25 protein-coding genes and 1 tRNA gene are annotated in these 21,270 nt (G+C 69.1%); 11 read left to right on the top strand and 15 right to left on the bottom strand.

Translation table 11 applies throughout. The annotated features are described in order from the left end of the window. Window positions 1-399 precede the first annotated feature (399 nt). On the top strand, window positions 400-762 hold the full coding sequence (locus LOK46_RS21225) for a hypothetical protein (RefSeq protein ID WP_273560392.1): 363 nt from the start codon (window positions 400-402) through the stop codon (window positions 760-762). Window positions 763-847: 85 nt separating this feature from the next. On the opposite strand, the gene LOK46_RS21230 is transcribed toward LOK46_RS21225, so the two are convergent. The 4 genes from LOK46_RS21230 to LOK46_RS21245 all read right to left on the bottom strand — a co-directional run bounded on the left by LOK46_RS21230 (window position 848) and on the right by LOK46_RS21245 (window position 2,689). Next, a complete protein-coding gene (locus tag LOK46_RS21230; protein ID WP_273560393.1) occupies window positions 848-1,000 on the bottom strand; it encodes a hypothetical protein in 153 nt (50 codons plus the stop codon). Window positions 1,001-1,183: 183 nt separating this feature from the next. Then, window positions 1,184-2,017, bottom strand: coding sequence for a hypothetical protein (locus LOK46_RS21235; RefSeq protein WP_273560394.1), 834 nt, complete (start codon window positions 2,015-2,017; stop codon window positions 1,184-1,186). A 179-nt stretch (window positions 2,018-2,196) separates the two neighbouring features. Next, window positions 2,197-2,469, bottom strand: a complete 273-nt coding sequence (locus LOK46_RS21240) for a hypothetical protein (RefSeq protein ID WP_273560395.1) — start codon at window positions 2,467-2,469, stop codon at window positions 2,197-2,199. After that, complete coding sequence (locus LOK46_RS21245; protein WP_273560396.1) at window positions 2,459-2,689, bottom strand: hypothetical protein; 231 nt, start codon at window positions 2,687-2,689, stop codon at window positions 2,459-2,461. The genes LOK46_RS21240 and LOK46_RS21245 overlap by 11 nt, the downstream gene beginning before the upstream one ends. 938 nt (window positions 2,690-3,627) lie before the next feature. Here LOK46_RS21245 and LOK46_RS21250 point away from each other — a divergent pair. Further along, a complete protein-coding gene (locus LOK46_RS21250) occupies window positions 3,628-3,885 on the top strand; it encodes a hypothetical protein (protein WP_273560397.1) in 258 nt (85 codons plus the stop codon). A 646-nt stretch (window positions 3,886-4,531) separates the two neighbouring features. Here LOK46_RS21250 and LOK46_RS21255 read toward each other — a convergent pair. Next, window positions 4,532-4,852, bottom strand: coding sequence for a hypothetical protein (locus LOK46_RS21255; RefSeq protein ID WP_273560398.1), 321 nt, complete (start codon window positions 4,850-4,852; stop codon window positions 4,532-4,534). A gap of 723 nt (window positions 4,853-5,575) precedes the next feature. On the opposite strand from LOK46_RS21255, the gene LOK46_RS21260 reads away from it, so the two are divergent. From LOK46_RS21260 to LOK46_RS21290, 7 genes are all read left to right on the top strand, one after another. Beyond that, window positions 5,576-5,761, top strand: coding sequence for a hypothetical protein (locus LOK46_RS21260; RefSeq protein WP_273560399.1), 186 nt, complete (start codon window positions 5,576-5,578; stop codon window positions 5,759-5,761). Window positions 5,762-5,844: 83 nt separating this feature from the next. Beyond that, window positions 5,845-6,087 (top strand): DUF6522 family protein, encoded by a 243-nt coding sequence (locus tag LOK46_RS21265; RefSeq protein WP_273560400.1) that lies wholly within the window; start codon window positions 5,845-5,847, stop codon window positions 6,085-6,087. A 73-nt stretch (window positions 6,088-6,160) separates the two neighbouring features. Then, window positions 6,161-6,406, top strand: coding sequence for a hypothetical protein (locus tag LOK46_RS21270; protein ID WP_273560401.1), 246 nt, complete (start codon window positions 6,161-6,163; stop codon window positions 6,404-6,406). Window positions 6,407-6,831: 425 nt separating this feature from the next. Next, window positions 6,832-6,901: transfer RNA gene (locus LOK46_RS21275), tRNA-Thr, on the top strand. 584 nt (window positions 6,902-7,485) lie between these two features. Then, the gene (locus LOK46_RS21280; protein ID WP_273560402.1) at window positions 7,486-7,704 is read left to right on the top strand and encodes a hypothetical protein; all 219 of its coding nucleotides are present in this window, start codon (window positions 7,486-7,488) and stop codon (window positions 7,702-7,704) included. 240 nt (window positions 7,705-7,944) lie between these two features. Beyond that, window positions 7,945-9,159: an ABC transporter substrate-binding protein gene (locus LOK46_RS21285; RefSeq protein ID WP_273560403.1), complete on the top strand. Its 1,215-nt coding sequence runs from the start codon at window positions 7,945-7,947 to the stop codon at window positions 9,157-9,159. A gap of 17 nt (window positions 9,160-9,176) precedes the next feature. Further along, on the top strand, window positions 9,177-9,935 hold the full coding sequence (locus tag LOK46_RS21290) for an SDR family oxidoreductase (RefSeq protein WP_273560404.1): 759 nt from the start codon (window positions 9,177-9,179) through the stop codon (window positions 9,933-9,935). A gap of 51 nt (window positions 9,936-9,986) precedes the next feature. Here the strand turns inward: LOK46_RS21290 and LOK46_RS21295 are convergent, their stop codons facing one another. Beyond that, window positions 9,987-10,346 carry a hypothetical protein gene (locus tag LOK46_RS21295; RefSeq protein ID WP_273560405.1) on the bottom strand — a complete coding sequence of 120 codons (360 nt, stop codon included), beginning with the start codon at window positions 10,344-10,346 and terminating at the stop codon, window positions 9,987-9,989. A gap of 278 nt (window positions 10,347-10,624) precedes the next feature. Here LOK46_RS21295 and LOK46_RS21300 point away from each other — a divergent pair, with 278 nt between their 5' ends. Together LOK46_RS21300 and LOK46_RS21305 are read left to right on the top strand one after the other, a co-directional pair. Beyond that, entirely contained in the window at window positions 10,625-10,921 is a 297-nt protein-coding gene (locus tag LOK46_RS21300; RefSeq protein ID WP_273560406.1) for a NepR family anti-sigma factor, read from the top strand. Further along, window positions 10,918-11,514 carry a sigma-70 family RNA polymerase sigma factor gene (locus LOK46_RS21305; RefSeq protein WP_273560407.1) on the top strand — a complete coding sequence of 199 codons (597 nt, stop codon included), beginning with the start codon at window positions 10,918-10,920 and terminating at the stop codon, window positions 11,512-11,514. The genes LOK46_RS21300 and LOK46_RS21305 overlap by 4 nt, the downstream gene beginning before the upstream one ends. A gap of 20 nt (window positions 11,515-11,534) precedes the next feature. Here the strand turns inward: LOK46_RS21305 and LOK46_RS21310 are convergent, their stop codons facing one another. From LOK46_RS21310 to chpT, 9 genes are all read right to left on the bottom strand, one after another. Further along, window positions 11,535-12,068 carry an isochorismatase family protein gene (locus LOK46_RS21310; RefSeq protein ID WP_273560408.1) on the bottom strand — a complete coding sequence of 178 codons (534 nt, stop codon included), beginning with the start codon at window positions 12,066-12,068 and terminating at the stop codon, window positions 11,535-11,537. Between the two features lie 251 nt (window positions 12,069-12,319). After that, on the bottom strand, window positions 12,320-13,336 hold the full coding sequence (locus tag LOK46_RS21315; protein WP_273560409.1) for an asparaginase: 1,017 nt from the start codon (window positions 13,334-13,336) through the stop codon (window positions 12,320-12,322). 140 nt (window positions 13,337-13,476) lie between these two features. Continuing rightward, the gene (locus LOK46_RS21320) at window positions 13,477-14,121 is read right to left on the bottom strand and encodes a hypothetical protein (protein WP_273560410.1); all 645 of its coding nucleotides are present in this window, start codon (window positions 14,119-14,121) and stop codon (window positions 13,477-13,479) included. A 171-nt stretch (window positions 14,122-14,292) separates the two neighbouring features. Further along, window positions 14,293-15,156 carry a CheR family methyltransferase gene (locus tag LOK46_RS21325; protein ID WP_273560411.1) on the bottom strand — a complete coding sequence of 288 codons (864 nt, stop codon included), beginning with the start codon at window positions 15,154-15,156 and terminating at the stop codon, window positions 14,293-14,295. Further along, entirely contained in the window at window positions 15,153-16,370 is a 1,218-nt protein-coding gene (gene cheB, locus LOK46_RS21330) for a chemotaxis-specific protein-glutamate methyltransferase CheB (RefSeq protein ID WP_273560412.1), read from the bottom strand. The genes LOK46_RS21325 and cheB overlap by 4 nt, the downstream gene beginning before the upstream one ends. A 58-nt stretch (window positions 16,371-16,428) precedes the next feature. Then, entirely contained in the window at window positions 16,429-16,821 is a 393-nt protein-coding gene (locus LOK46_RS21335) for a response regulator (protein ID WP_043352407.1), read from the bottom strand. An 11-nt stretch (window positions 16,822-16,832) separates the two neighbouring features. Further along, the gene (locus LOK46_RS21340) at window positions 16,833-17,351 is read right to left on the bottom strand and encodes a chemotaxis protein CheW (protein ID WP_273560413.1); all 519 of its coding nucleotides are present in this window, start codon (window positions 17,349-17,351) and stop codon (window positions 16,833-16,835) included. 92 nt (window positions 17,352-17,443) lie between these two features. After that, window positions 17,444-20,188 (bottom strand): hybrid sensor histidine kinase/response regulator, encoded by a 2,745-nt coding sequence (locus LOK46_RS21345; protein ID WP_273560414.1) that lies wholly within the window; start codon window positions 20,186-20,188, stop codon window positions 17,444-17,446. A gap of 104 nt (window positions 20,189-20,292) precedes the next feature. Then, window positions 20,293-21,003, bottom strand: coding sequence for a histidine phosphotransferase ChpT (gene chpT / locus LOK46_RS21350; protein ID WP_273560415.1), 711 nt, complete (start codon window positions 21,001-21,003; stop codon window positions 20,293-20,295). Window positions 21,004-21,270: the final 267 nt, after the last annotated feature.

Consider the following 21,270-nt stretch of genomic DNA (forward strand, 5'->3'; position numbering starts at 1 on the left):
TGAGACCCATAGCAGCGCGCCGGGCGCAAGAAGCAGAAGACCCAGACTGCTTCTGGGTATCCACTCGCTTGGTTGCTCGCGTGCAAGGATGGCTTGTGGCATCGGACGCGCTGCCCCTCTTCCAATCGACTGATGCAACTGGAAGTGGTATATATCTGATCGACGCGACCTCAACGGAAAATTTTTTAGTGCAGAGGGTTCGGATTACGCAGAACCTAAGCAGTAGGTAACCGCCCGATTACCCACCAGCCTCAGCCATCTGCCGTCCATGGTTCTGCACTACGTCGCGGAACAGGGTGCCGGCGGTCGAGAACGTGACCCTGGCGGCAGGCATAGTGGCTCGCAGCGAACTACCCTCCGCTAAATGCGTTTCAGACTCTCAACGGCAAGGAACGCGATATGAAGGTGATCTCGACGACCGTCCTCGGCATGGCGCTACTCAGCGGCGTAGCTCCGGCTTTTGGGCAATCCTACGGCGGGCGCGACTATGGTTACGACCGCGGCGACTATGGCTCCCGCGACAGAGGCTACGGAGATCGCGGATATGGCGATCGAGGCTACGGAGATCGTGATCGCCGCGATTATGATCGGGACTATGACCGAGGCTCGCGGGGCGGGCGTGGCGACTACGCTTTCAACGAGGAGGAGTATCTGCGCTGCAATCCGGACGTGCGCCGGGCGGTCATAGGTCGAGCAATCAAGTCCGGACTGGAACACTACCGGAAGGTTGGGATGGCCGAAGGTCGTAAGTTGAGCTGCTAACCGGGATTGGCGTCGGGGCACTCAGGTAGGTCACGAAGCCGCCCGCACTGGATAGTCGGGCGGGCGGATCCCGATCCTCAGCCGCTCAAGTTGGCTGAATCTCCGTGTCCTTGACTTCGGGATCGTCCTCTTCTGGCACGGAGGGCTTTGGCGACGGCTCGATCTCATCCAGGCGGGAGGGATCCTCGATCAAAGTGCCGGGATCTTCTCCCGGCATCGGGGTGTCAGCCTGCATCATGGGGAAAGCCTCCGTTGCTGAAGGATACGTTCCGCGATCCGCTGCGTTCCCCCGAAAATCTAAGGTGTCCGCGGCCGGAGCCATCGTCCAACCTCGCTGAAGCACTACATCTTTGAATAGGTTGCCGGAAGCCGAGGTACGGACGGTCGTGTCCGGCCTGGTCGCTGCACGACGACGCCGAGGCTACCGTTGTTCTCGATCTTGGGTCCGCCATGACGCCGGCACGGAAGGCAAAGGCATCAAGGCGGCCCTCGTCCTTCTGCATCGTCTCGAAAGCTCGTCGGACCTTCTCCCTAGCTGCCCAGCCTTCGCCGTCGACTTGGCCCACATCTGAGCGGGGCAGGCCCAACGTGCGAGCCGTCGGCGGCTCGACGCCCTGCCAACGCAGTCGGTCGAGGAGGGCTTTCGGATCCCGTAGGCGAGGTTGTGCTCGCGCGGGTTCTCGTACCCGATTATGCCGGTCCACAGCGACTGCTCACCGGTTTGCGCGCCGCGGATGCGATCGCAGACCCAGCAAAAGGCTCCCATCATCTCGCGGCGGTACATCTCCTGCTGCACCGAGCGATCCGTCCAGTCCTTGCCCATCTCGGCGCTCAACGCGCGAAGCTGGGGGAGTCGCTGATTGCCCTTGGCATCGATCCACTGAACGGTGCCGAATGCGTGGGGCATCCCACTACGGTCATGGTCACCCTTTGCAGCCGGGCTCAAGTTCAACCTCGCCTCCCCCTGCATCATGGCAATCCGGCCGCGGGCCTGCTCCGTGTAGCCCATGCCGCCCTGGTCGGTGGGGCGACGATAAAACTCCATCCACGAGGCGACGTTCTCGCCGCCGGACGTGGATATGCGGCGGTCGGCGGCGCCGGCGCCCGTCATTGCCGGTGTAGCCGCTGGGCGGTTCGCTGCCGCCTCGCCGATGCTCGGCAGACGTTGCGAGCCACCGCTGCCACCGAACCCTGAGATCCACCCGTGCGCCCCGGTCGGCACCATGGCCCCATCGTCGCCCGGGACCTTCTTCATCAAGTAGCGCTGGAACGCTTCGCGTGCTGCCTCACGCTGAAACTCGAAGATCGGGCCGGCGCCACCAGGGCCACCGAAGATCCTGGCGCCGCCAAGTGAGGCCGCCTAGATCCGAGCTTGACCGAACAATCCATCAGCCTTCAAGCCCAAGTTCAGATTCGCGGCGTTCTGCCGGGTCTTCAGCTGCTCGACAGGCCATCGATCGATTTGCCCAGCCGCTCTGTCGATTGGTCGTAGTCCTTCTGACGCTGCTTCGGCGTGCGAGCCTTGAGGCGGCTCAGCTCCGCTTCGGCGTCGGCCAGCTTCTTCTCTACAACCTCCAGTGTGTCGAGCAGCCCCATGCGTTGCTGCGTACGGCCGATGAGATGCTGAGACGCTTCCTTCGATACGTCCCGCAGCTTGCGCAGTCGGTCGACGTTCTCCTGGGCGTTGATCTCGTGGTCACCCCGCATCGGGGCGAGACGCCGCGCGAGCGGGCTCGCTGCCCCCGTCGAGGTTCCGCAGCGCCTCAGCCGGCTTACCCTCGTTGAAGCTATTGATCGCCGCCGCGATTTCCTTCACGCTCTCGGCCAGCGGCTTCACCTGCATCGTCGTGCTCGTCAGCATCTGCTCGGCGTTCTGGCCAGCGGCTTCCCAATCAATCTTGCCTAGCTCATCGCCGATGTCGTGCATGCCCTTACGCACGCGAACACCCGCAGTTGGTCCGCGGTCTTTCCGGTTTCGCGGCCGAGCTGCCCGAGGCTCGACAAGCTGGCCCCCCAAGTTGCGCAGCGCGTTCACGACGCCGGCCACCGCCACGCCCGTGCCGAGGCTCGTGACATCCACCATAGCCAATGCAGGATTGGGGAACGGTCTGCGCGGCCTGTCCCGTAGAGCAGGCAGCGCCTTCGACCTTGTTCAGTCCTTTCGCCAGCGCCTCGACGTGAGAAGCGCCCTAACGGCGTAGCCGTTGGACATCTCAGCGTGACCGTGCTGAACTAGGAAGCGAGTTGCAGCGAGATCAGCCTCGACGGCAACGGCCTGATCGAGCAAGTAGACCACCTCCAACGGCATGCCGAGCTCCACAGCCATCCGGGCCGCGTAGGGACCGATCGCCCGGATGACCTCAACGACGCTGGAGTGCGCGAGCGCCAGCGGATCTTGGGCAGCGGGAGCATCCAGTTTTGGGTCGGCTTCTCGCCTCAACCTTCTGCGCGCGCGGCCCCTTGGCCTTGCCGCCCCGGAAGGTTTCCGCCCGACCGCCTAGCAACTGCTCCGACGCCTCGAGGTTCACGAGATCATCCACCGTCAGCACAGGACTGCCCTTGGCTTCCCAGCGGCCGACCGTCGAACGGTTCACGCGGTGACCGCGGGCAAAGGCGGCTGTGGTCTCGGTTGTTGCCATATTGCGTGAGTTGCAAATTACGCGTTGCATAGTTTTGGGACTTTGCACCTAGACGGAAGCTTTGCTCGGGCGGCCCCTCAGGCTTGACCACCCGAAACAACGACCCGGGGACGCGACCGGGGGCACCTCTGACCGGACACAATCCCTGGGCGGTGATCAGCGAGTCACGCCTCAGTACTCTTCCGCGTCAAGGCTGGGATCCATCACTGCACGCACAGGTTGCAACGTGCAGAAGGAGATCGCCATGCAAGCATCCGAGTGCTGCATCATCCGTGCGTCGATCGCCGCCATGCTCGGCGGTTGCGTCTGCTTCGTGCTGATGCTGAACCACGGTGTGCTAACCGCTATTGCGGTGAGCCCGTTCGCTGGCAGCGCTACAGCTGTCGGTGCTGTCGCCCTGTTCTGGACGGTGAGCCAGTTCATCCCCTGCGAGCCGCGACAGCATCAGGGCGACGAGGCTGTGCAACTGCACGCCGCGGAGTGACGGGTCTTCCTCCATCCACTGAGTGCCGACTGGCATGATCATGTCCTGATCTCGAAGGAGGTCGCAGCGGGGCGACCCTCCGCCGCGATCTCCGAAAGCCCCTGCTTGGTCAGGGAGTGCAGTCCCGCCGGCCTTGGCATTCCTCACTATGGCCATGGGCGTGAGGAACAGGCTGGCTTTCCGCTGTTGTGCTGACTGCATCGCCCTTAATGGCGTGGGTGAAGGAGGCCCTTGCGGATCTGACCCACGCGATCTCGTGTCAGGCCAGGCGCTTCCAGCGGGAGCCATCGGCCGCATACCGCTCAGCGCCGACCGGGGAGGCTGAGCCGGGCGTGTTCAGGTCGCGCCGAGTCCGCTCGACGGTCGAGCGAGTCTGAGTGCTGCTGCCATCGGCATCGCGCCACCGAGCCGACCAAGCAGCGATGCGCTCGGCCTGGGTGGGCTTTCGCTAGGTATCACTGGCCCAGGCTTGCGAAGGGCGCGACGGGTCCAGGCGGTGCCGACTTCGACCTCGGAACGGTTCATGGACGATCCTGTAGGGAAGCGGGGCGGCGACTTCGCCACAGATGAAGCCGGCGTCGTTGCCGAGGGCGGGTAGCTTCACGCGGCTGGCGATCGAGTTGTGCGGCCGGTCAGGCTCGCCGTTTCAGCTGCAGCGGGGCTCGCCGGGTGGCACTAGCTCAGCGCTGTCGGGCACGGCGAAGTTGGCGGCCTCGATCAGCGTCGCTCGCTCGCGGATCTTCTCGAGCAGCGGCACGAGACGCTGCGCCTCAGTGACGCAATCGGCCACCAGCCTGTCGACCTCGGCAGAAGCCTTCATGGCCTTGCGGTGCAGATCCTTGCGACGCTTCTGCTCGGCCTCGGGCCTGGCCTGGGCCTCAACCTCGGCAGTCAAGGCGGCAGCGTGCTGCGTGTTGGCCTGCAGCATCTGGATCCGGGCCGACTCGATGCGCGTATCGAGATCCACAACATCCTCGGTAGAGCCTCGCGGCAGCAAGTCCTCATGGTTCGCCAACAAGGCATCGCACTCACGTCGCGCATGCTCACCCTCGGCGAAGATCTGCGCTGAGGTCTGAGGGCCCAGCCTCAGGCGGCGGCCGCAAGTCAGCACGGCTGCGGCCAAAGCTAACGTGCGGCGCAACGGTACCGTCGGGACGGTTGCGCCGCACGTTGACGTACTGAGGGGTCATGCCAGTCTCCTTCAGGCTGCACGAGCGAGAGCGGGAGCGGCCGGCGGGGTGCGAGGATCGTCATCCGGGCTGAGCCGAACACTGTGACGGGCGAGATGCGCGCGCAGGCACTTGCGCGTGAACTCGCTCATGGTCTGGCCGCGCTGGCGGGGTGTGGTCTCCACCGCTCGGGCGAGATCGGTCGCGACCTTCAACCGAAGCAGGGCGTCTCGTCGAAGAGGATTGGTTATGATGCGGCTACGCCTCAATCACTGCGTAGCTAGAACGATGGATTACATGATGCGACGCGGCAAGTTGCTGCCGGATCTGTATAAATTTTGCCTGACACCTCACCATCAGACGTAGTTATGAACTGCGATAATTTGTTATATCCAGACTCACACAGTTATGCAAATATACCCCAGTTCAGAAATCAGTTTCCCTGCGCGGATGCAGAGCTGCACCGCGCAGCCGGCGGGCGAATAATTTTCCGCCGGCTTATCCAGGGGAGGGAGTTCGCCATGAGCGCGCACATCTATCCAGACGTGAACACTACCTCGGCAAGCGGCACGGCGGCCAACAAGCCGGCTCATCGGTGGGGTGAAAACGTCAACTCGGGCGATCAGCTTCCCAGCCCATACCTGCTCGGCATCGCACTCGTGGGCTCGGCAGTGGCGTGCCTGCTGATCCGGTTGATCATCGGGTAAGCGCCACGGCCCGCCTCAAGCTAAGGCGCGCCATTTTCACTCGCTACCTCGCTACCGCTGCCGAACTGATGAACGGCTGCCCCATGAGGCTCACCTTCGGACATCAGGGCGATTGGATCGTCGACCCCCGCGAACTGGCGTTGTGTCTCGGTGTGAGTGCGACGGACCTGAAGCGCATGGAACGTCAAGGCCAGGTCGATGCTCGGATCAAAGCCGGTTGCAGTGAGGATACCGGCCAAACGCTAGTGACCGTTCGCCTGCCTGATAGAGGCTGGCGCGGCACCTTCGACCGCAGTGGCACGCTGATCGGCGAAGATTTTTGGTGATGTCACCGCGACGATCCCACGCTGCCCAATCGCATCCTGCTGCGTTGTCCCTGCCGAACCGCAGGAGATGCTCATGGCCTACGTGACGATCGAGAAGGATGGCGAGCCTTGGATGTTCTGCCATTCGACCCATGGGGGCGAAATCGAAAAGCAAATCAGAGCCGCAAGCCTAGAGGCGCCTGCCGCCACCTTCTCGTCTCGACCTTCGACGCCGATCGAGAGCCAGCACTGTGCCGACGCGATGGATACGCAGGGTGGGGTGGTCGAGGACCCGTTCAAGTTCTTCGCCGTGCCGGTGGTCGACGACAAAGCCGCCTGAGCCTCGTAGCCGGAGAATGCGGACAACTAGCACAATCCGGACAGATGTCCCGTTTGTCCGGCGTCTGGTCGATCCGATCACTCAGCCGCCTCCCGCCTCAGCACTGGGACGGACCACTCGTTCCCTGAACCCTTACGCCTGTGAAAACGGTAAGAAGATAAGAAGCGGCGGGCTCCGCGCTCTTGGCCGGATGTTCCAACGTGCCTTCGTTTCCTATCGCCGCTCCCTCGTTTGTTACCGGCTCGGGATCGTCGGTAAAAAACTTGCGGCCCTCACGCCCCCCCCGCTGAGCAGCCTCTGCATTCAGGGGAACATCGAAGGCGCGCTTGGACCTGTTAGGCCCCGTGATCAACACTAGCCAACACTGCTGGGAAAACAAACGTTCACAACTGTTCGCAAACACCATTCGTGGTGAGCCTGTGTTAGGCGGCGAGATGGTTCTTCGTCAGTTTTGTAAACCGAAGGTCGGGGGTTCGATCCCCTCCGCCGGCACCACGGAATTCGAGTGCCGAAACCTGTCTTCGCCTCCCGAGGTCCTCACGTCCCGGCCGGGCGCCAGGGGATAGCGGTGGCGGCGTCTCGCTGGCCTTCCGCCGGCCGCCCCGGCTCTGCACGCGGCGCGGACATCATCCGGCAATGCGCGTCGGCTAGGGCCGAGCTTGTCGGTGGCCTAAGCCCCCGCCGGCCGTCCACGCCCGCTTAGCAGCATCTCCGTCCGGAGTGGGCGGGCGTGGATTGCCGCCGGTGGTGCGGCCCCCACGAACGCGTGGGCGGCGGCCGATGTTACAAGACGATACAGCGAGCGTGTCGGATCGGCGCCACAGCTGAGCGGTCGACGGTGATCGACCTCCACGCCCGCGACTTGGTGACCCCCTCAAGACCCTGGTGGGCGGGCGTGGAGTCCCCGGTGAGCGTTCGGGCGCGACCGCCCCGAGCGTCGCGGCGGTCGCCGGCCGGCGAACCTTCGATCGGGGTCGCGTGAGTTCACGCGTCCCTCCCCTGTTCGGGGGACGCGCCCCGAACCCTCGGAGCCTAGCCTCTCCGCCGGCGCAGACGCTGCGCCGCTCGGGAGGACATCCATGGCCACCGCCCTGCTCCCCGCGCTCCGGCGCAACGTGCTGCTGTTCATTCTCGCGTTCGCCGCCGCCAGCCTGGCGTTCGGCACGGTGATGCTGACCTCGCCGCCAATCAGCGAGGCGGCCGTCTCGACCCTGACGGACGACGGGATCATCCCGCCGGTCACCAACTGCGAGTTCCTGCCGAGCGGGGACGTCGACAGCTGCACCGTCTACCGCTGAGCTCGAGACCGGGCCACGGTCGCGGTCGGGCCGCAGCGGGCCGCCACGGGTCATCGCGGTGCCGCCGACTGCGGCAGGTCCGCCCGCGCGGCCGGCCGGAGGCCGCGTCACCGGCGCGACACATCCGCCCCCGGCCTGTCTCGCCGGCCCCGGACCCGGTCGCGGACCGGCGCTTGACGCTGGGATGCCAGCGTGCCCTCCTGGCCGAAAGACAGAAACTGCCGCGGAGGACGGTCTGCCATGGCGTTGATCCGGAGCTGCGTCCTCTCGGTCGCGATCGGCATCGCCGTGCTCGCCGGACAGGCCGCCGCCGCGCCGATCCGCGTCAAGGTCGGCGTCCTCAACGACATGTCGGGCGTCTACGCCGATACCGGCGGCAAGGGCTCCGTCGTCGCCGCGCAGATGGCGGTCGAGGATTTCGCCAAGGCCAACCCGGACGTGCAGGTCGAGATCGTCTCGGCCGATCACCAGAACAAGCCCGACGTCGGCGCCGCCGTCGCCCGCCAGTGGTACGACCGCGACGGCGTGGACGCGATCCTCGACGTGCCGACCTCCTCGGTGGCGCTGGCGGTGAGCCAGGTCACCCGCGAGAAGAACAAGATCTTCATCGACTCGGGGGCCGGCACCACGGAGCTGACCGGCAAGCAATGCTCGCCGAACACGATCCAGTGGACCTACGACACCTACGCCCTCGCGCACGGCACGGCCGGCGCCATGCTCAAGCGCGGCGGCGACACGTGGTACTTCCTCACCGCCGACTACGCGTTCGGCCTCTCCCTGCAGAACGAGGCGAAGGCCGTGATCGACACGGGCGGCGGGCGGGTGCTGGGCGCCGCCCGGGTCCCGTTCCCCGCCACGGACTTCTCCTCGTTCCTCCTGCAGGCGCAGGCCTCGGGCGCGAAGGTGGTGGGTCTGGCTAATGCGGGCGGCGACACGGTCAACGCGGTCAAGCAGGCGCACGAGTTCGGGCTGACCGACAGCGGCCAGAAACTCGCCGCCCTGCTGATCTACGCCGTCGACGTCCACGCGATCGGCCTGCAGACCGCGCAGGGACTGGTGCTGACCGAGTCGTTCTACTGGGATCTCAACCCGGAGACGCGGGCCTTCTCGGAGCGCTTCTACCCGCGCAACGGCAACAGCATGCCGACGATGAACCATGCGGGCGTCTATGCCGGGCTCCTGCACTACCTGAAGGCCGTGGCGGCGACGACGTCGACGGACCCGCAGAAGACCATGGCCTGGATGAAGGCCAACCCGACCGATGACCCGCTGTTCGGCAAGGGCGTTGTCCGGGCGGACGGGCGCAAGATCCACCCGATGTACCTGTTCGCGGTGAAGGCGCCGTCCGAGTCGAAGGGCCCGTGGGACCTCTACACGCTCCTCGACACGATCCCCGCCGAGCAGGCCTTCCGCCCCTTGGCCGACGGCGGCTGCCCGCTCGTCGCCAAGCCGTAGGGACGGAGCCGAACACCATGATGCGCGCACTCGAAGGGCAGGTCGCCTGGGTGACGGGGGCCGGATCCGGCATCGGGCAGGCGGCCGCCGTGGCGCTGGCGCGGGCCGGGATGCGGCTCGCGCTCACGGGACGGGGTCAGGAGGCCCTCGCGCGCACCGCGGAGCTCGTCCGCGCGGCGGGCGGCGAGGCGCTGGTCGCCCCTGCCGACATGGGCGTCGCCGACGACGTGCAGCGCGCCTGGGAGGCGGTTCACGCCGCGTGGCAGCGCTGCGACCTGCTGGTGAACTCGGCGGGCCTCAACGTGCCGCAGCGCGGCTGGAGCGAGATCACGCCGGCCGGCATCGACGCCGTGGTCGGCGTCAATCTCAACGGCCCCTTCTACGCGGCGCGGGCGGTGCTGCCGACCATGCGGGCGCAGCGGGGCGGCCTGATCATCCACGTCGCCTCCTGGGCCGGCCGCTACGTCTCCAAGCTGACGGGGCCGGCCTATTCCGCCGCCAAGCACGGGCTCGTGGCGCTCTCGGAGAGCCTGAACCAGGAGGAGTGCGGGCACGGCATCCGGTCCTGCTGCATCTGCCCCGGCGAGGTCGCGACGCCCCTCCTCGACAAGCGGCCGGTTCCGGTCACCGCGGAGGATCGCAGGCGCATGCTGCAGGCGGAGGATCTCGCCGAGACGATTCTGTTCGTCGCCCGCCTGCCGGCGTCCGTCTGCGTCAACGAGATCCTGATCAGCCCCACCTGGAACCGCGGCTATCTCGAGGGCGTGAAGCTCTGAGCGGTCCCGTCCGCCGGTGCGGGACGGCGCGCGACCCGCGCGCGGCGGCCGTCAGCGGTAGGCTCTTCCGCCCTTCATGATCGCCGTGCGGTAGCCTTCGGGGTGGAGCGCTTTGCCGAGGGGATCCACGATCCGGACATCGGCGTGACCCGCCGCGAGCCAAGCTTTCGCGAGTACGACCGCGCTGGCAGCCCGGGTTCTGGTCTGCTGAATGACGCCGCTCGGCGCCCTGGCAGTGATGACATACTGCAGATACTGATAACCAGCATGTGTCATGAGGCAAGTAGACAGCAATCCGCGCGCCCGTCCTACAAGGTAGGTTAGAAAAGCGAGCGTGGCCGCTCGAATTTCCGGGTCCGCGCGCTCGCCGTCCGCCGTTCGACTGGCCCTGGCGCGGTTCGCCCCGCTCATCGCCCGTTCAGGCTGGCCGGACAACTGTCACCACAGCCAAGCTAAACATAAGTATTTCTGAATTGTATCTGAGATTATAAGGATTAAATCTGGCGCAAGCTGGGCTATTTCAGGATTAAAATTTGATGAATGCGGAGTTCAGAACCGATTAAATCCACCGCGCCTACCAGCGCTGCCCGAAGGCGATGTGACGCGTCTTCGCCGAACCGATGGGGACAACGGTCCGGCGGACCGCCGGGCCCCGCGGGGCCGCATCGCGCACGACCGGGGGCGCGACCATGTCAGGGACCGAGGACGATCCAGGGATTCCGGGCTCCGCCGGTGCGGCGGACGCGGCCGGAACGGTCGCCGCGGCCGCGTCACGCCCGGTGCCGGACTCGGCGCCGGATCCGGAGCCCCGTCCGGCACGGCGGGACGGCGGGCCCGGCCGGCCGATCGACGACGGGGCGCGGGACCGGATCGGGCGCGGCCTGCGCCTGCACTATGCCGGCGTCCTGGCCCTGCCGATCCCTGACCGGCTCCGGACGCTGCTCGACGAGCTCGCCGCCCACTCCGACACGGAGGCCTCGCGATGACCCTGATGCTGCAAGCCGCTCCCGCGGGGAGCGGGTCCGGTCCGGCTCCTCAGGGCGCCGACGCCGAGATGCGCGACCTCCTGCTGGGGGCGATCCCGGCGCTGCGGGCCTTCGCGTTCTCGCTGACCTACGACCTCGACCGCTCGGACGACCTCGTGCAAGACACGCTGGTGCGCGCCTGGATCAACGCCGCCAGCTTCCGCCGCGGGACCAACCTGACGGCGTGGCTGTTCACGATCCTGCGGAACCTGTTCTACTCGGAGCAGCGCAAGCGCAAGCGCGAGGTGGAGGATGCCGACGGCGTCCATGCCGGGCGCCTGACCGCCCTCCCCGAGCAGGAGATCCGGATGGAGATGGCGCAGTTCCAGAGCGCGCTGAACCGCCTGCCGCCGGCCCAGCGCGAGGCGCTGGTTCTCGTCGGAGCCCAGAGCTTCACCTACGAGGAGGCCGCGGCCATCTGCGGCGTCGCGGTGGGCACGATCAAGAGCCGGGTCAGCCGCGCCCGGACCCGCCTGATCGAGGTGCTGGGCATGACCGGCACCGACGATATCGGGCCCGACCCGCAGACGCGCGCGGCCCTCGACGGCTCCTGAGGTGCGCTCCGCCGCGGCGCCTACTTGATGAGCCCGACGACGTCGCGGAACCGCCTGTGCCGCGCCGTGCCGAGCCACTCGAACACCACCATCTCGGTGGTGACGATCTCGGCGCCGTGGGCCGCCATCCGGGCGAGCGCGGCGTCCCGGTTCCCGATCCGCCGCGAGCCCACGGCGTCGGCCACCACGGCGACGCGGCGACCGGACTCGCGCAGTCCGAGAACCGTCTGCAGCACGCAGACATGCGCCTCGCAGCCGCTGACCACGAGGTCGCGATCCGCGGGCAGGCGCTCCAGGAAGCCGGGGGTCCGGGTCGCGCCGAAGCTCATCTTCGGGAAGGCCGTCCCGGGCTCGGGCGCCAGGGCAGGCACGGTCGGCCCGAGGCCGCCGGCATTCTGCTCGGTGACCAGGACCGGGACGTCGAGCAGCCGCGCGGCGGCGGTGAGGCGCCCCGCGTTGGCGACGACCCCGGCCCCCTCGGCGATCGTCGGTATCAGCCGGACCTGAACGTCGATGACGAGGAGGAGCGAGCGGGCGGGGTCGATCAGCGGCATGAATCTCTGGTCCCTGCGGACGGGTCCCGCCGGCAAGACAGGTGCGCGCCCCGACCGCGGTCCCGCCGGCGCATCGCCCCGGCACCAGTCCCGATCGGGTCGGGACGGGGGCGATCGCCGAGCCCTTGCCGAAAGAGACGCGGGTCCCCTCTCCCATGCGGGAGAGTGGGCATGGGGCGGCGGGATGGCGCGGCGGCCTCGACGCGAGTCGTCATCCTTCCAAACCGTTGCAACACGATCGGGAACGGCGCCTAGTAGGTCGCGAACAGCCGCGCCACCGCCCCGGGCTCCGCCGTGACGGTCAGCGCCAGGGCGAGCAGGATCCGGGCCTTCTGCGGGGTGAGGTTGTCGGCGCTGAGAATGCCGCGGCTGCGCAGCCGGGTGGTGAGCGGGACCACGCCGCTGCCGGCCCGGGTCGACATCACCACCACGATCCCGGTGGCGGCCGCCGCCTCCAGGGCCTCGGCCTCGGCGGGCGGGGTCATGCCCGGGGCGAGACCGGCCGCGACGAGGCCGCGCGCGCCGGCGGCCACGAAGGCCCGGACCGCGGTGCCGTCGGCATCGGCGTATCCGTAGGCGACGTCGACCCGCGGCAGCGCCGACAGCGTCCGGATGTCGAACGGCGTGCCCGGCGCGTGCGCCCGCTCGGAGCGGCGGTAGTACCGGACGGACTCGCCGTCGACGTGGCCGAGCACGCCGAAATCCGGGGTCCGGAAGGTCTGGAGCCGCGCCACCGAGGTCTTGGTCACCTCGCGCGCCGCCTGGATCTCGTCGTTGAGCACCACCAGCACGCCGCGCCCGCGGGAGGCCGGCGCCGCGGCCGTGCGCACGGCCGCCACGAGGTTCAGCTTGGCATCCGTGGAGAGGGCGCTCATCGGCCGCTGCGAGCCGACCAGCACCACCGGCAGATCCACCGTCAGGGTGAGGCTGAGGGCGTAGGCGGTCTCCTCCAGGGTGGCGGTGCCGTGCCCGATGACGATGCCGGCGAGATCCGGGTGCTCGGCCGCGAGGCGCTCGCACAGGCGGACGAGGTCGCGCCACTCGGCGAACCCGATCGCCGGGCTCGGGACCGCCCGGAACGGCACCGGCACCACCGCGGCGACCGTCGCGAGTTCCGGGACGGCGTCCAGGATCGCGCCGGCCTCGAGGCGCCGGTCGGTGGCGGTGTAGTCGAGGATGTCGAGGGCGTCGCGGCCGAGGGACGAGATCGTCCCGCCCGTGCCGATGAACGCGACCTTGGGCAATCCGGTCCCCGATCCTGCCGCCATGCCGTCTCTCCCAACCCTGTCCGACGCTGTGATGCCGCGTCGCGCGGCCGGGGTCGACCCCGGCCGCGCGCAGGCGGGCGATGCGCCGGGCGGGAGGCCCGCCGGCCCGTCCCGGCCCCTCGCCGGGACGGGCCGCGGCCTCAGCTGCGGAAGTCGACCAGAAGCGCCGAGACGGTGCCGCTGTTGGCGGTGCCGCTCGCCCCGTAGCCGGCGCTGCCCGACTGGCTGCTCTGGAGTCGCTGGATGAAGGTGGACAGCAGGTCGTTCGTCGCCCGCACCGCCGAGGTGGTCGACGTCGAGGCCGAGGCAAAGGCCGACGTCCCGCTCCCGGCGCTGCCCGCGGCGTCCCCAGGCGGCGGCCCGGGCGGCGGGCCGTCCGGACCGGCGACGCCGCCAGTCCCGTCGCCGGTGCCTTCGCCGGTGGCGTCGGCGCTCTGGGTGCTCTGGCCGTGGCTGGCGAACAGGTTCTTCAGCTCCGTGGCCTGGTCGGCGGTGAGGCTGCCGCTGCTGACCTGATCGGCGATCAGGCCGTCGATCCGGCCCTTCATGGAGGACGGGTCGAGCTCGGACCGGGTCGCGGTGCTGCCCGAGGCGGAGCTGCCCGACGACAGGCTCGAATCGATGCTGCTCAGGGCGCTCGTGAGCGCCGTCGCGTCGGTGCTGCTGATCGTGCCGGCCGACAGCGCGCTGCTGATCGTGTCGGACATCTGGGTCTTGGGCGACGGCGGCGGCGACCATCGCTGCGCGGAGAGCTGTGCTGCCGCGGTGGACGTGAGGGTACTCATGACGGGGCTCGGGTCACGGATGCGCCGGATTCGCCCGGCGGCGGGTCCGTGTGCAAATTACCCACGCGATTCTTAAAGCCGCGTTTCCGGACTCGCCGCGATCCCCGCCGCGGGGCCGAGCGCGGCGGCGACCCCGCGGCGGGGCGCGACCGGGAACCCCGATCGCGCCGCTCAGAGGCTCGCGGCCATGCGCAGTGGCGCCGATTCGGCCGGGCGCGCCGCGGCCTCGGCGTGGCCGTAGAGTCCGCGGTGCTTCGGGTTCGGCGACAGCCGGTCGGTCAGGCCGATCACCGTCTCGGCGGCGCCCAGCAGGAGCGCCCCTCCGGGGGCGAGCTGCGCCGCGAGCCGCGCCAGGACGTCCGACTTGGTCGGCGCGTCGAAGTAGATCAGCACGTTGCGGCAGTAGATCACGTCGAACTGGCCCAGCGAGGCGAAGCTGTGCAGCAGGTTGAGCTGCCGGTAATCCACCATGCTGCGCAGGCTCTGGGCGATCTGCCACTGCTCGCCGACCTGGGTGAAGTACTTGATCAGCCACTGCACCGGCAGGCCGCGCTGGACCTCGAAATGGCTGTACAGCCCGAGCTTGGCCTTCTCGATCACCTCGGTCGACAGGTCGGTGGCGACGATCTCCACCTGCCAGCCGGCGAGCCGCGGCGCCGCCTCCTGGAGGAGCATGGCCAGCGAGTACGGCTCCTGCCCGGTGGAGGCCGCCGCGCACCAGATCCGCAACCGGCGGCGGCCGGCATTGCGCGCCAGCACGTCCGGCAGGAGCGTGTCGCGGAACAGGTCGAAGGGGATCCGGTCGCGGAAGAAGAAGGTCTCGTTCGTGGTCATGGCCTCGACCACGGCCCGCTCGATCGTGCTGTTCTGGGCGAGCTTGAGGGTGCCGATCAGGTCGCCGAGGCTGGCGAGGCCGAAGCGGCGGCAGACCGGGGTCAGCCGACTCTCCACGAGGTAGCGCTTCTCCGCCGTCAGCGCGAGGCCGGAGCGCTGCTTCAGGAAGGTGCGCAAGAATTCGAACTCGAGTTCGGTCATGCCGGCTGCCCCGTGATCAGGGCGCGCAGCGCCGTCGCGAGTTCGGGCAACGGCAGCACGGCCTCGGCGAGCCCGGCCCGCGCGACGCTGCCCGGCATGCCCCAGACCGTGCTGGTGGCCTCGTCCTGGGCGAGGACCGGGCCGCCGGCCTCGGTGAGCGCCCGGGCGCCGTTGGTCCCGTCCGAGCCCATGCCGGTGAGGATCACGGTCGCGGTGGCGGCGCCGAACACCACCGCCGCGTCCTTGAACAGGACGTCGACCGCGGGGCGGCAGAAATTCACCGGCGGGCCGTCGGTGAGCTTGATGATCGGGCCGCCGGCCCCGGCGGCCAGCCCCATGTGGCGGCCGCCGGGGGCCACGTAGATGCGGCCCGGCTCGACCCGCTCCTCGGCCTTGCCCTCGGCCGCCGGGAGCCCGGTGCGGGTGGCCAAGTGCTCGGCGAAGACCGCCGTGAAGATCGGCGGCATGTGCTGGACGATCAGGATCGGCAGGCGCCGCAGGGCGGCCGCGCCGATGCCTTCCAGCATCTCGCCCACGGCCCGCGGCCCGCCCGTGGAGGAGCCGATCAGCAGGGCCCGGGGCTGGGTCCGGTTGCGGACCTTGGGCCGGAGGGTGAAGGGGGTCGCCGGGCGCGCCGCGGCCGGCGCCGGATGCACCGCCGCCGCCGGCACGGCCACCGGCGCGGGCGCGGCGTGGTGCCCCGGGGTGTGGCCGGCGGGCGCGGCGGCCGGGCGCCGGTTCCGCGCGCGCGCGGAGCCGAACACGCGGACGCGCTCGATCAGCTCGACCCGGAACGTGTCCGAGGTGGTGACGCCGCGGCTGCTCTCCGGCTTGGCGATGTAGTCCACCGCGCCGAGGGCGAGGCATTTCAGCGAGATGTCGGCGTTGCGCGTCGTCAGCGTCGACATCATCACGACCTGCACGCTCGGGCTCATGGCGAGCATGCGCGGCAGCGCGGTCGTGCCGTCGAGTTCCGGCATCTCGATGTCGAGCAGGACCACGTCCGGGTCGTGCTTGGCCATCAGCTCGAGCGCGATCCGGCCGTTCGAGGCCGTGCCGACGAGCTCGAACCCGGCCTCGCCGATCCAGCGGGCCACGAGGCCGCGCACCACGGCCGAGTCGTCGGCTACCAGGACACGGATCGCCGTGGCCGATGAGGTCGTGCTCTGGGTTGGCGGCCTACGCAGCGGGGCGACCGCGGGACTCAGGGCCATGATGATTGCCTCGGGTGCAGGGTCGCGGGGCTCGGGCCGCGGGTCAGGGAGCAGGCGATCAGGCCGCGTCGGCGACGAGTCCGACCTGTTCGAGCTTGGCCGTCAGGATGTCGCGGTCGAAGGGCTTCATGATGTACTCGTCGGCCCCCGCCCGGAGGGCGCGGGCGATCGCCCCGACGTCGTTCTCGGTGGTGCAGAACAGGACCTTCGGCACCCCTCCGCCCTCGCTCTGGCGCAGGGCCTGGAGGAACGCGTAGCCGTCCATGTTCGGCATGTTCCAGTCGAGCAGGATCGCGTCGGGCATGCTGGCCGCGCAGGCTTCGAGGGCGGCGCTGCCGTCCTCGGCCTCGCTGACGTTCATGCCGAGATCCTCGATGATCCGTCGGGCGACCTTCCGGATCACCGCGGAATCGTCCACCACCAGGCAGGTGGTCTCGTGGGGCGCCTTCATCGACCTCTCCCTCAAGCCGCCTTGGCGCCGGCGGGCGTGAAGCCGAGGAGCGCGTCCACGTCGAGGATCACCAGGAGCCGCCCGTCGAGGCGGTGGACGCAGGTCGCGAGGCCGCGGAAGCGCGGATCCAGGTTGATCGGCACCGCCTCGCGGCTGTCGGCGCCGAGCTTGAGCACCTCGCCGACGCCGTCGACCACCAGCGCGAAGGTCTCGCCGGCCTGCTCCAGGCCGATCGCCATCTTCGGGCTGGCCTTGGTGCCGTCCGCCTCGGCCTCCGCGTCGGGCAGGCCCAGGCGCCGGCGCAGGCTCATGGCCGTCACGACCCGGCCGCGCAGGTTCAGGAGGCCGACGATCTCGGCCGGCGCCAGGGGAACCGGCGTCACGCCCGACGGGACGAAGACGTCGTGGACCCGCTCGATCGCCAGGCCGAACAGCGTCTCGCCGACATAGACCGTGACGAAGTCGTCGGTGGCGCCGGTCTCGACGCCGTTGGTGGGGGCGCCGCTGGTGTTGGCGTTGGCAGCCTGCATCGGAACTCTCCGGATTCGTTCGTCGCGATCGTCACGATCGGCTCTTAGCGATCGGCCTGGGTCGATCGCCCTGGGGCGGGCGGCGCGGAGGCTCAGGCGGCTTTCGACACCGTGGCGGCGCCGATCTCGGCCAGCGCCGAGATCAGGCCGCTGCGGTCGAACTTCGCCACGAGGTCACTGATCGCCAGCGCCCGCGCCTTCTCCACCGCGTCGGCGCCGATCGCCCCGGTGAGGCCGATCACCGGGAGTCCGGCGAGGCGCGGCTCGGCCCGCCGCATGGCGGCGACGAGGTCGAAGCCGCTGCGGCCCGGCATCTCCAGGTCGGTGACCACCACCTCGATCTGCGGATCGGCCTGGAGCGCGGACAGCGCCGCCTCGGCGCTCGCCGCCGTGACCACCTGGTAGCCCGCGGCCTTGAGCACCGGGCTCAGCATGTCGCGGAAGAAGGCCGAGTCGTCGACCAGCAGGATCGTGGAGATCTGCTCGGGCCGCTTCAGGCCGCGCGCCCAGTCGTCGTAGGCCAGCGGCAGGAAGTGGGCGATGTTGATGATGTCGGTCGCCCGGCCCCGCAGAACCGCCGAGCCGATCAGGTCCGACCGGTCCGCCGCGATCTCGATGTCCAGGCGCTCCTCGACGATGTCGACGATCTCGTCGACCACGAGACCCATGGCGCGCTCGCCGTCGGAGAACACCACCAGGGCCTGCGTCCCCTCCGACTTGATGGTGATCGCCGCGTCGGCCGGGACCAGCGGCATCAGCCGCCCGCGGTACTGGATCAGCGCGCGGCCGCCGAGCCACTCGACCTTGGCGCACTCGATCTCCTCGAGGCGGGTGACCAGCGACAGCGGCACCGCCTTGAAGCTGCCCTGGCCGCCCTTGAACACGAGGAGCGTGGTCTTGGTGTCGGCCATCTCGACCGCCTCGTCGGCGTCGGCGTCGATGTGGCCGCCGCTGCCCTGGACGCCCTGCGCCACCTGGCGGGCCACGCCGTTGGGATCGACGATCAGCACCACGGCGCCGTCGCCGAGGATCGTGTTGCCGGCAAACATCGGGATGTGCCGCAGCTTCACCGACATCGGCTTCACGACGATCTCCTCCGTGTGGAAGACCTCGTCGACGAGGATGCCGAAGCGCTCGCGCCCGACCTGGGCGACCACCACGAAGCCGGCCTGGTCCGTCTCCGCGCCCGGGCTCGACTGGCCGAGCAGGCCGGTGAGCGAGACGATCGGCAGCAGCCGCTCGCGCAGGCGCAGCACCGGCGCGCCGTTGATGTGCTCGACCCGCTGCGCGCCGGCATCGACCCGGACCAGCTCCAGAACCGCCACCTGCGGAAGGGCGAACCGGTGCTCGCCGGCCCGCACGATCAGGGCGGCCACGATGGCGAGCGTCAGCGGGATCTTGATGGTGAAGGTGGTGCCGCGCCCCGCCGTGGTGGCGATGTCGATCAGGCCGCCGATGGTCTCGATGTTGGTCTTGACCACGTCCATGCCGACGCCGCGACCCGAGACCGAGGTCACCGCCGCCGCCGTCGAGAAGCCGGCGTGGAAGATGAACTTGGCGACCTGGGCGTCGGTCATCCGCTCGATATCGGCCTGCGAGGCGAGCCCGCGCTCCGCCGCCTTCTTGCGGATCGCCGCGAGGTTCAGGCCCTTGCCGTCGTCGGCGATCTCGATCGTGATCGTGCCGCCCTCGTGGTAGGCGGCGAGCCGGATCGTGCCGCGGGCGGGCTTGCCCGCCGCCACGCGCTCGGCCGTCGATTCGAGGCCGTGGTCGGCCGAGTTGCGGACCATGTGGGTCAGCGGGTCCTTGATGACCTCGAGGACCTGCCGGTCGAGCTCGGTCTCGTTGCCGACCATCACGAGGTCGATCTGCTTGCCGAGTTCGGCCGACAGGTCCCGCACCACGCGCGGCAGCTTCTGCCACGCGTTGCCGATCGGCTGCATGCGCGTCTTCATGACGCCTTCCTGCAGCTCGGCCGTGACGTGCGACAGGCGCTGCAGCGGGACCTTGTAGCTCGAATCCTCGTGCCGGCGGGCGATCTCGAGGAGCTGGTTGCGGGTCAGCACCAGCTCCGAGACCATCGTCATCAGGTGCTCGAGCGTGTCGACGTTCACCCGGATCGTCTGGTTCTTGGCGGCGGCGGTCGTCTCGCCCTCGGCGCCCTCGACCTTCTCGGCGCGCGCCGGCTCGGCTTTCTCGGCCTTCTCGGTCTCGACGGGCTCGGCCCGGGCCGGTTCGGGCTTCTTCTCGTCCTTGGGCGCCGCGCTGACGGCGGGCGCCGGGGCGGGCGCGACGGCGGCCACTGGGGCCGGCGGCGGGAGGAAATCCGACTCATCCGGACCGGGAGCGGCCAGGAAGGCGGCCTCCAGGTCGTCCAGGGACACCTCGCCGGGCTTCAGCTCGCGGACCACCGGATCGGGCAGGACCGGCTCGGGCGGCGGGGGGGCGGCGGCCGGCTCGGGAGAGCCCTCGGCCATGCGCTCGAGGGCGGAGATGAGGTCGTCGTCCGAGCCCGCGGGCTCCGTGCCGGTGGCTTCCAGATCGGCCAGGATGGCCTTCAGCCGGTCCAGCGTCAGCAGAATCAGGGTGACGGAATCGGACGTGGCGGGCAGCCCGTCGCGGAAGCGGCCCATCAAGGTCTCGGCGGCGTGCGCCAGGGCTTCGAGCCGCGGGAGACCGAGGAACCCGCAGGTCCCCTTAATCGTGTGCACGAGTCGGAAGATATTCCGAAGAATAGTCTCGTTGTTCGGATCCTGCTCGAATCGAACCAGTTCTGCATCGACCGTGTCGAGATGCTCCCCGCTCTCGGTCAGAAACTCGCGAAGCAGGTCGTCCATAGGCGCTACTCGTTACGCGGAGAAGGTCTCGCGCAACCTACTTACTCGCGCGGGGTTAGGGAAGCGTTTCCATCCCGGCCCCGCGCGGCACCTTTTTCAGAGTTTCACGCCAGCGCCGTGTCCGAAGCCTCTCCATCGGGGTCTTCGGACGCGTCGATCACTGCGGGCGTGGCGGTGATAGTCACTTCATCACCCTCGATGGCGAAGCTTACATCCATGGCGGCGGCCCGCGCCACGAGGCCCGCGTAGAACGGCAGGATGCCGTGGGCGTCGACGGTGCCGCTCTCGGGCCGGCCGGCCATCAGCTCCTCGACGTGGGGCGGGATGCGGGCATGGGAGCCCTTGGCCTTGAGCACCAGCGTGGGCGCCTCGCCGTCGCCGGAGACGACGACGTCGATCAGGCCGCCCCGGGGAATCGCCGAGGTGGCGACCATCACGAGATTGAGCAGGAGCTTGACCTTGTTCTTCGGGAACAGGGCCTGCGGCGCGCTCCAAGTCAGCTTGGTCTTGTCGTCGGAGAACATGCCCTTGGCCACGCTCTCGGCGTCGGCGAGGTCGATCGAGGCGCCGGCCGAGCCGGCGGCCCCGAAGGCGATGCGGGCGAATTTCAGCCGCGCCGAGGCCTGACGGGCGCTCTTCCCGATCAGCTCCAGGGCGAAGGTCCGCATCGATTCGTCCTGGTCGTCCTCCAGGACCTCGAGCCCGTTCACGATCGCGCCGACGGGGCTGATCACGTCGTGGCAGACGCGGGAGCAGAGCAGGGCGGCGAGGTCGAGGCCGTCGAGATTCAGGATGGGCGAGGTCGGGGAGGACATGGTGCGCTCCGGGCGGGCGGATCTGAGGTGCGGACGTCTGCGGGCCGGGGCCCCGATTGGGGCTGCCGGTTCCCGGCCGCCCGGTTCTCGGCCGCCCAGTCCTCGGCCGCCCCTGCGGCGAGCGAGTCGCCCGAAGGGATCCCGCGCGGCCCGCGGGCCGGACCGGGGGCGACGACCGGTCCGCACGGATAGACGCCACGGTCGGCTTTGAAAAGCGTTACCGGATCGAACGGAAGGCGAGGCACGACCCCGAATCCGGGCCCGCGG

This window comes from Methylobacterium sp. NMS14P, from assembly GCF_028583545.1.
GTDB lineage: Bacteria > Pseudomonadota > Alphaproteobacteria > Rhizobiales > Beijerinckiaceae > Methylobacterium.